This is a genomic window from Acinetobacter rongchengensis (assembly GCF_003611475.1).
Taxonomy (GTDB): Bacteria; Pseudomonadota; Gammaproteobacteria; order Pseudomonadales; family Moraxellaceae; genus Acinetobacter; species Acinetobacter rongchengensis.
Genome location: NZ_RAXT01000035.1, coordinates 24,917 through 34,030, shown reverse-complemented (window position 1 = coordinate 34,030; position 9,114 = coordinate 24,917). Strand labels below are relative to the sequence as shown.

The 9,114-nt window shown below is 39.0% G+C and carries 9 protein-coding genes and 4 tRNA genes; all 13 read right to left on the bottom strand.

Translation table 11 applies throughout. The features are described 5' to 3' along the window. A partial coding sequence (locus D7V20_RS13720) for a GTP-binding protein (protein ID WP_227515670.1) occupies positions 1-213 on the bottom strand: 213 nt, incomplete at its 3' end. A gap of 144 nt (positions 214-357) precedes the next feature. After that, positions 358-432, bottom strand: a tRNA-Thr gene (locus D7V20_RS13715). A 12-nt stretch (positions 433-444) separates the two neighbouring features. After that, positions 445-520 (bottom strand) — tRNA-Gly (locus D7V20_RS13710). Between the two features lie 34 nt (positions 521-554). After that, positions 555-638: transfer RNA gene (locus D7V20_RS13705), tRNA-Tyr, on the bottom strand. A gap of 54 nt (positions 639-692) precedes the next feature. Then, a tRNA-Thr gene (locus D7V20_RS13700) sits at positions 693-768 on the bottom strand. 98 nt (positions 769-866) lie between these two features. Next, a complete protein-coding gene (gene trpE, locus D7V20_RS13695; RefSeq protein ID WP_120384750.1) occupies positions 867-2,360 on the bottom strand; it encodes an anthranilate synthase component I in 1,494 nt (497 codons plus the stop codon). Positions 2,361-2,493: 133 nt separating this feature from the next. After that, positions 2,494-3,162 carry an HAD-IA family hydrolase gene (locus tag D7V20_RS13690; RefSeq protein WP_120384749.1) on the bottom strand — a complete coding sequence of 223 codons (669 nt, stop codon included), beginning with the start codon at positions 3,160-3,162 and terminating at the stop codon, positions 2,494-2,496. 85 nt (positions 3,163-3,247) lie between these two features. Continuing rightward, a complete protein-coding gene (locus D7V20_RS13685; protein WP_120384748.1) occupies positions 3,248-3,967 on the bottom strand; it encodes an FHA domain-containing protein in 720 nt (239 codons plus the stop codon). A 139-nt stretch (positions 3,968-4,106) separates the two neighbouring features. Then, on the bottom strand, positions 4,107-6,317 hold the full coding sequence (gspD, locus tag D7V20_RS13680) for a type II secretion system secretin GspD (protein WP_120384747.1): 2,211 nt from the start codon (positions 6,315-6,317) through the stop codon (positions 4,107-4,109). 41 nt (positions 6,318-6,358) lie between these two features. After that, the gene (locus D7V20_RS13675) at positions 6,359-7,219 is read right to left on the bottom strand and encodes a type II secretion system protein N (RefSeq protein ID WP_407923958.1); all 861 of its coding nucleotides are present in this window, start codon (positions 7,217-7,219) and stop codon (positions 6,359-6,361) included. Beyond that, entirely contained in the window at positions 7,219-7,962 is a 744-nt protein-coding gene (gspN, locus tag D7V20_RS13670) for a type II secretion system protein N (RefSeq protein ID WP_120384746.1), read from the bottom strand. Before gspN ends, D7V20_RS13675 begins: the two co-directional genes overlap by 1 nt. A gap of 163 nt (positions 7,963-8,125) precedes the next feature. After that, positions 8,126-8,452 carry an H-NS histone family protein gene (locus tag D7V20_RS13665; protein WP_120384752.1) on the bottom strand — a complete coding sequence of 109 codons (327 nt, stop codon included), beginning with the start codon at positions 8,450-8,452 and terminating at the stop codon, positions 8,126-8,128. Positions 8,453-8,682: 230 nt separating this feature from the next. Continuing rightward, the gene (locus D7V20_RS13660; protein WP_120384745.1) at positions 8,683-9,114 is read right to left on the bottom strand and encodes an acyl-CoA thioesterase; all 432 of its coding nucleotides are present in this window, start codon (positions 9,112-9,114) and stop codon (positions 8,683-8,685) included.

The following is a 9,114-nucleotide window of genomic DNA, read 5'->3' as shown; positions in this document are numbered from 1 at the left end:
GTCGTATTCTACGTGTGAAGTATTAATTGTAATACCACGTGCTTTTTCTTCTGGTGCAGAGTCAATTGCTGCGTAGTCTTTCGCTTCACCGCCGTAAGTTTTTGCACAGATTGTTGCAATTGCAGCAGTTAAAGTTGTTTTACCATGGTCAACGTGACCAATTGTACCCACGTTTACGTGTGGCTTATTACGTTCAAACTTAGCCTTAGCCATTTGTTCTTCCTCGTTTATGTCGAACACGAGTTAAACAACTCAGCATCGACAATCGTCTAAAAAACTAGACACCTAATACTTGAAAAGCAGACTAATAAGCCTGCTTTTGAATAACTGGTGTAGATTAATCTACTAAACTGTATCTGGAGCTCTTATCGAGATTTGAACTCGAGACCTCTCCCTTACCAAGGGAGTGCTCTACCACTGAGCTATAAGAGCAATCATCTTCGATGGAGCGGGAGACGAGGGTCGAACTCGCGACATGTAGCTTGGAAGGCTACCGCTCTACCAACTGAGCTACTCCCGCTTAATGTTGGTAATTAACCACTTATCGAAGTTAATGGTGGTGAGAGAAGGATTCGAACCTTCGAAACTTTCGTGGCAGAGTTACAGTCTGCTCCCTTTGACCGCTCGGGAATCTCACCATTTACACTTACTTTCAGTGTTATCCTTTACTACTATATCACAAAACTTTAAGATGGTGCCGGCACACGGATTCGAACTGTGGACCTACTGATTACAAGTCAGTTGCTCTACCAACTGAGCTATGCCGGCGCTTCTTAGTGTTTCGTACGTTTCGTATCGGAACGGTGTGCAGTTTAGCAAAACTCAGAATCCTTGCAAGTGTTTTTTGCAAAAAAACTGTCAAAAACTCATAAAATCAATCCGTTTGATGATAATTCAACCGCTTTGATCACTGCGCGAGCTTTTATTTGGGTTTCATTCCACTCAGATTCAGGATTTGAGTCCGCAACCAACCCTGCTCCAGCCTGAACATAGACCTTATTTTCACGAATAACACAGGTTCGAATCGCAATTGACATGTCCATTTCACCATGCCAGCCTAAATAACCAACAGCTCCACCAAAAATTCCACGTTTTACAGGTTCAACTTCGTCAATAATTTCCATTGCACGAATTTTTGGCGCACCTGAAAGTGTTCCTGCAGGGAAAGTTGCCTTAAAAACATCCAAAGCATCAACATCATCCAAAACTTCACCCTGTACATTCGAGACAATATGCATCACATGCGAATATCGTTCGATCACCATTTGATCAGTGACTTGTACTTTGCCGATTTTAGAGACACGTCCGACATCATTTCGCCCCAAATCAATCAGCATCAGATGCTCTGCAATCTCTTTTTCATCTGAAAGCAAATCTTTTTCCAACGCCAAATCTTCTTCTTTGGTTTTACCACGTGGTCGAGTCCCTGCCAGTGGGCGTACTGTAGCAATCCCATTTTCAAGACGAGAAAGAATTTCAGGCGAAGACCCAACAATATGAAATGGTTTTTGGTCTGTTAATGTCTGCCCTTGCACCAAAAATAAATAAGGCGAAGGATTGAGGTGTCGCAGTGCACGATAAACTTGTAATGGCTCACCATCAAAATCCGAAACCATCCGATGCCCCGGAACAACCTGCATGACATCGCCTGCTCGAATGTATTCTTTGACCTTCTCGATTGATTCAAGAAACTTGTCATGACCAGTCAATGATTCAAAATGTGGTGCCGTATGTTTTTTTGCAACCAAACTGATCGGGGTTGCTAACAATGCTTCTAACTGATCCAGTTGTTGCTGTGCTTTAGCATAAGCATCTGCATCATTCACATCCGCATGCACAATGACAAATAAAGTATCTTTTAAATTATCAAAAACAATCACTGTTTTAGACAGCATCATCCACAAATCAGGAACACCCACTGGGTCAGCTTCTGGAACATTCTTTAAACGTGGCTCAATATAACGAACCGAGTCATAGCCAAAATACCCCACCAAGCCACCTGTAAAGCTTGGCAATGCAGGCAAATCCTGTTGGGTAGGTACTTTGAATTGTGCTTGAAAATCTCGAATGTATTGAAAAGGATCAGCACATGACTCTGTTTGGATTGATCCATCTGGTGATTGTATGGTTAATTGGCCTGCATTACATGAAAATACGGTTGACTCACCTAAACCGATGATCGAGTAACGCGCCCAGTTTTCCCCACCTTCAACTGATTCAAATAAATAAGCTTGTTGATGATCTTTTAAACGTGCAAATACAGAGAGTGGCGTATCTGTATCTGCTAAGCGTTGACGATATACAGGGATCAGGTTGTAACCCGCTGATTTTAACTGTTCAAATTGCACTAAAGTTGTCATGAGGAATTCTCTCTATTTTCGATATTACTAAGTGTTGATGTCTGTAGATTTCACTTAATGACGCCATCGAAAAATACGTTTATTGTTCATTCCTCTTCCTTTTCTCACAACGATATTACAAAGGTGTAATCTATTAAACCAAAAGCACTGTCAAATCATCCACAACCTGCTGCGGTTGACAAAGTTGGATATCCTCACCGTGATTATAGCCATAGCTGACTACAATACAATCAACCTCTGCACGGCGTGCAGCTTCTACATCATTACTTGAATCACCAATCATCAAGGTTTTATCATTTGAAGTTTGGTAGGTTTCTACACAATATAGCAATGGTTTTGGATGTGGTTTACGCACTTCAAACCGATCACCACCAATCACATCGACAAAATAGTGATCCATTTTAAGTTCTTGCAAAATTTTTCGTGCAGGCTGTTCTGGCTTGTTGGTCACACAAATCAATTTTTTATTATTTTGAATACCCCATTCTAAAAATTCTAAAATTCCTGTGAATGGTTTTGTATCCACACAAGGTTCAGCATTATAAATTTCTAAAAATGTATCTAAAAGTTGCTGATGCAATACAGGATCAACCTCTCCTTTTAAATATTTTAAAGTGCTTTCACAAAATAATGACGTCCCTTTACCAATCCAAACACGTACTTGCGCTTCTGTGACCAAAGGTAAATTTAACCGTTCTAAGCTCAAATTCATGGCCCGATACAAATCAAATGCTGAATCTACCAAAGTTCCATCCAAATCAAACAAAATGAGTTCTCGTTGGTCTAATTTTGCAACATTCATGATTTACACCTGAAATAGATAAAATACTTTTAATATAGAACAAAGGCATGCGATTGCATGCCTTTGAGTCTATCGCATTTAGAAATTATTTAAAGAATAGCCATACAATAATCGCCAAAATAACCAAAGTCACAATGGTGATTAGCCCCACAGAAGTATTTTTCTTTTCTTCAAGTTGCTGGTCTACTACAGATGGACTTTCAGGGATTACAACAGGTGCTTGCTCAACTTGAGTTTTAAGATCAACACCTTCTGGAATTGGCGCTGGCTTAGGCACACCCATACCTGTTGGCATACCATCACGTGTCAATTGTACATTGTTATCTCGTGCAGCAAGCTCAGGCATGCCTTGCTCATTCATCTGTTGCGCAACTGTTTTCTCAGCAATTACTGGTGTTTCAATTTCAGCTGTTGCGATTGCCTCTGAAGGCTGTTGAATCGGCTGTTCAACAGCTTGAGTGATTGGCTCAATTTCAATCTCTGAAACAGTCTGCTCAATCTCTGGTTTAACTTTAGCGGGCGCCAATACATTAAATTTAATACTGGCAAATTGTACGATATCACCCTCTTTAAGCATTTTGTCATGCTCAATACGAATATCATTGACAAAAGTACCATTCGACGATTTCAAATCTTGCACCCAAAGCACATCATCTTTCAATAAAAAAGCTGCATGACGGCGAGAAATTTCCGCAGATTGTAAAACCAAGTCGGCATCTTGGTGGCGACCAATTAACATATCTCGCTCAATAGAGACTTCTTGCCCCTCAAACTCGCCGGTAATTGCCTGTAATTTCCAAGTCATGATGATCTTCTCATTCCAATTCATAATATTTTAGCATGACATTTTCAAAGTCTTAAAACATAGACAAAGAACCCAGTTAACATACTAAAAACTGTATTAAAAGACTAAACTATTTTAACAACCTGACTGACCATAACATTTATTCAATAGCCAATGGCGTCGTCACCGCATTACCCTTTGCAGGAACAGTAGTCGTTCCGCCAGAAGGGACTTGCTGATATTGACTTGGTTGTTGTTTCACTTGTGGTTGAACAATGGTTGGTTGCGTGCTTTTCGAAGATGTAATTGGCAAACGCTGTTGAAAAACATCCTCAACATGCGCAGGTAATTTGGCAAAGTTTCCATCTTTATCCATAGCCAATTGCAAGCTATATAATTGATCATAACGCTGTTGTGCCATCTTACGTATATCTGAACTATCCCCAACAATGGTTGGATGGATAAACACGAGAAGGTTACGTTTATTATTCGACTTATTATCCGCTCTAAATAAGCGCCCCAAACCAGGAATATCACCCAAGAAAGGGACTGACTGACGACTATGAATCGTATCGTCAGAAATCAAGCCACCCAGAACCACGGTTTGACCATGGTCTGCGAGTACTGATGTTTTAATTGATCTCTTACTTGTGACTAGGTCAGAGGCTTGTCCTTTATTTTCAGCAACTGCAGAAACCTCTTGCTCCACTTCTAAACGGATCGAACCACCTTCGCCGATATGCGGAATCACTTTTAAAGTTACACCGACATCTTTACGTTCGATTGAAGTATATGGATTCACTGTTCCACCAGTACCCGTACTCACTGAGCCAGTCACAAACGGTACATTCTGCCCCACAACAATATAAGCTTCTTCATTGTCCATGGTTAAAATAGATGGTGTAGAAAGTAAATTGGATTTTGTATTTTGCTTCAGAGCTTGAATTAAAGCCCCATACAACTTACGTGAACCATCCGCACCTTCTTTATAATCACCTAAAATCAGTGATGTACCAGAACCTACAGCAGAACCAAGGCCTGCTGCACCTCCTGTTAAATAACCTGCAGCCAATTTCGATAGACTTGTACCTACATTAGAGAAGTTAATTAAACCCACACCACTACTTAAATCACCCATTGCCCATTGCACACCCAGTTGATCTGCATCATTCCCTTCAACTTCAATAATGGTGGCTTCAATAAGAACTTGTTGACGACGTACATCCAACTGTTGAATAGCCGCTTCAATTTCACGCATCAGTTGTGGTTCAGCCTTTACAACCAAAGCATTTTGAGCACCATCCGCAATAATACTGACACCATTAGCATTAAAGCTTGTCACATTATTTTGGTTATTATTATTTGAATTACTATTTAAATTAATAGAAGAAGTAGAAACCCCACCACTAGTTGAGTTTGTATTAGAAGAAGAATTATTCAAACTGCTACTCGTGTTTGAGCTACTATTTGAAGAGTTATTTGAACTTGAATTAACAGCCTGCCCTGTCACTAAGCCTTGTAAAATCTCAGACAAGTTTTTAGCACTGGCATATTTCAATTTAAAAACTTTTAAACCACCCAAACGATCCGCCGAAGGAACGTCCAGCATTTCAATCATATTACGTAAACGCTTACGTGTATTGGGATCACCCTTGATTAAAATACGATTGGTTCGAGCATCTGCAACAATTCGAACACGTGAGCCTGCAAAATCTTTCGCTGCACCTGTTGCACTCATCGCTTCTAATTGCTTAATAATTTCTTCCGCCTGACTACTTTGTAAAGTAATCGCTTCTATATCATTTTGCCCCGTTCCATCCAAATTACGTACAATGGTTTCAATCTGATAAATATTACTTGCACGGTCAGAAACAATCAGCGCATTTGTGCCTTGAATCGCAGCCAAGTGTGCAAATTGTGGCATGAGTGGACGTAAAGCAGGAATCAGGTCATTCGGATTGGTATTTTCCAACCAAATCACACGTGTTACAACTTGATCACCACGGGCATTATTGCGTGGGTCATAGGGTATGCCTGAATTTTTGATATTGCTGTCAGGCACTAAGCGAATCGTATTGCCTGAAGGTATCGCAACAACACCATTGACATTTAAAACACCAAGAAATAAGTCATAAACTTCATTTTTATTGAGCGGTTTGTTTGAAATAACCGTCACATTGCCACGTACGCGAGGATCAACAGCAAAGTTTTTACCCGTAATATCGGCTACTTCGTTAATAAAAGCAGTGAGATCAGCATCACGTAAATTAATTTTCCACGTTTGTGCATGCGCTGCTGTACTGATTGCAGCCATCATTGGTGCTACAGCAACGAAAGCCCAAAGCGGTCGATTGTGATTCAAAAAAGACATAACTTATTATCTATCCTAATTTTATTTGTAGTCCTAGCCACTTACAAACTTTGCTGAATGGTCATCACCTGATCACCACGCTTAATTTCAATTTTCACTTTTCCTTCACGCTTTGCCTGTTCTAACAGTTGTACGTCATTTTGTCCTTGACCAACTGACTGCCCATTGAGTGAAAGAATACGATCCCCAGACCTCAATCCTAATTTATTTCGAATTGCTGCGGGGGTTTGATCTGTAACCTCATAGCCTTGACCGCTATTCGTGTTCACCCCCATGTTCTTTAGGTATTGTTCTCGGTTTTCATTCATTCGGTCTATCGCTTGGCCTAACGCATTTTGAGTTGGGTTAGTTTGCGATGGCATCTGTGAGGTTTGCTCAGGGTTACTCGATGGCGTACTCACATTCTGTCCTGACACATCATTCGGCAGTGGTTGATATAAATTATCCAACCCCGTAAAGCGTAATTCCTTAGCATTGCTTCCATTCTGACTCAAAACAATATGATCCCAATATACTTCAGATACGCTATAACTCGTACCTTCAATTGTATCTCCAACTTGGTATCGTTCTGCTGTTTCTTTTACCTTAATCACAGCTGAGGAAAAACGAGCAGGATAACTCACCACCACACCTTGCAAAACCATTGCAACGCTATCATCTGCAGTAGAATTTGTACCCACCTCATTAAAGAGTGAAAAATTTGAGATATTAGGAACTTGAACTTGTTGAGAACCCAAGCTCACCTGTTCAGGCTGCATAACTTGAGGTGGCGCAATAACCCACCAAAAAATAGAGGCTAATTTCCAACACAATGCCAAAATCAAAAGAAATAATACAATTGGAGCAATATGTTCAGTTTTCTTCCACGAAATATGTTCAAGCTTGTCTTTTAAACTCATCATTAGAAGCCACCTTGTATCAGTGGCTGTCGTGAACTAATCACATAGGTGTCTAAGCCTGCTTTACCGTTATATGATGGTACATTCAACAGTATGCGCTGAGTCAGTTGCACATCAAGCATCAAACTTTCATCTAGGCTAATATTCGCCATTTTCTGACTTCTTTGATCTTGAATATCAAAAACAAGTTTACCTGCATCATCTTTAAGTTGAGCATTTAATGAAGGAATATTCATTTGATCCTGACGCTGCCCAAAGGTATACCTCAGTTCACCACCGCCCCATTGCAACTTACCATCAGCATTGTTAAATCCTACATCTTTTTTGAAATGCATGCTGATATCGCTGAGTTGAATTGAATTGGATGGCCACTGCCAATTGGCAATGTTTTTTAAAGTCTCAGGTGCAATTTGACCATTGATATCTTTAATAATAATTTTTTTACCAAGACCATAGCCAACAACACCATTAAGCTGGGTTTGCCCACTATGAATTTCTACATTGGCGCCCACACGCAATAAAATTAAATCCCATGGACGTGTCCGCCAAGCAACTGAACCACGTAAATTACCTTTACGCCAATCTGCCTGACCTTGCCAAATATTCCCACTCACATTTTGAAGCATCTGATTGTTTTGATAAAATTTAGAAATGATCCAAGTTGCAGGAACCTGTAAAAGCACAAAAAATAAAAATGCAATAACCCCAATCATCCACCATGTGATTTGTTTAGATTTTTTATTCATCCAGCTTTACCATATTCATTTTTTCTTCCGTGCGAGATGATGCCCTCATTATCTATACATTATGCATAATTTTTTCACATCGCCAATTCACTCGTATAAAAAAACCAAGCTGTTTTGCTTGGTTCTCTTACTATATAAGCGTTGAATGACACTTAGATGAAGATTAGATCAAGAAATCTTCTAATTTTGCACCTTTTTCAATTTCTGCAACTAACCAACGCGGTTGTTTACCACGTCCAGTCCATGTCTCAGAACTATCGTTTTTATTACGATAACGTGGTTCAACTGCTTTACGTGTTGATTTTTTACGCTTTTGAGCACCGTACTCAATAAATTGCTCTAAAGTTAAACCAGCAGATTCTGCAATTTCAATAATTTTATTATAAGCATCTTCAACAGCTTGATCTTTTTTAGTTTCAATTAAAGCTTCCGCTTCAGCTGTTAACTTTCTTAACTCTTCAACCGATAGATTACTAATATCAGGCATTATTAACACTCCAATCCATAATATTTATTTAAAATAATTTCCCAGCAATAATATTTTTATTTATTCAAATTAGCAATACATTTAAATATAGATAAACCAGATTAAATACATAAAAAAACAAAAAAGTAATCTAATCAATTATTGCCATGAATACTCTATTTTGAACTAAGCTTTAAATTATGTGTAATAAAGCACAATTTAAAGCACTTTTAACGTTCAAATATAGATTAAAATTACATTAAATTATGTTGAACTGAGCTTTCCAAATCAAAAATTGATTGACGCAACAGTTCAGGAATTAATGTCTTCTTCATTTGTATTTTATCCACAAAAACGATAACAGCCTCACCCTCTGCAACAACAGTCTGCTGCTGCGTGCTATACAGAATATAATGCATTCTCATCGCACTATTTCGAACTTCCTCAACTCTCGCACCAATATGTAACGTATCTGGATAAAATACAGGTTTTAAATATTTACATTGGCTGGAAGACACAACAGTTAGAACATTTTGTTCAAATATATTTAAAAGATCAAAATAAGCAATTCGTGCGCTTTCTATATAACGATAATACATGACATTATTCACATGACCGAAAGCATCCATATCTCCCCATGCGACTTTCTGTTCATAAATAATCGGAAATTGTGCTAACTGATCCAT

What these genes read in the sequence shown, in the direction of transcription:
- trpE (WP_120384750.1), bottom strand. Translation starts at nt 2,360, where the DNA reads ATGACAACTTTAGTGCAATTTGAACAGTTAAAATCAGCGGGTTACAAC.
- D7V20_RS13690 (WP_120384749.1), bottom strand. Translation starts at nt 3,162, where the DNA reads ATGAATGTTGCAAAATTAGACCAACGAGAACTCATTTTGTTTGATTTG.
- D7V20_RS13685 (WP_120384748.1), bottom strand. Translation starts at nt 3,967, where the DNA reads ATGACTTGGAAATTACAGGCAATTACCGGCGAGTTTGAGGGGCAAGAA.
- gspD (WP_120384747.1), bottom strand. Translation starts at nt 6,317, where the DNA reads ATGTCTTTTTTGAATCACAATCGACCGCTTTGGGCTTTCGTTGCTGTA.
- D7V20_RS13675 (WP_407923958.1), bottom strand. Translation starts at nt 7,219, where the DNA reads ATGATGAGTTTAAAAGACAAGCTTGAACATATTTCGTGGAAGAAAACT.
- gspN (WP_120384746.1), bottom strand. Translation starts at nt 7,962, where the DNA reads ATGAATAAAAAATCTAAACAAATCACATGGTGGATGATTGGGGTTATT.
- D7V20_RS13660 (WP_120384745.1), bottom strand. Translation starts at nt 9,114, where the DNA reads ATGGATCAGTTAGCACAATTTCCGATTATTTATGAACAGAAAGTCGCA.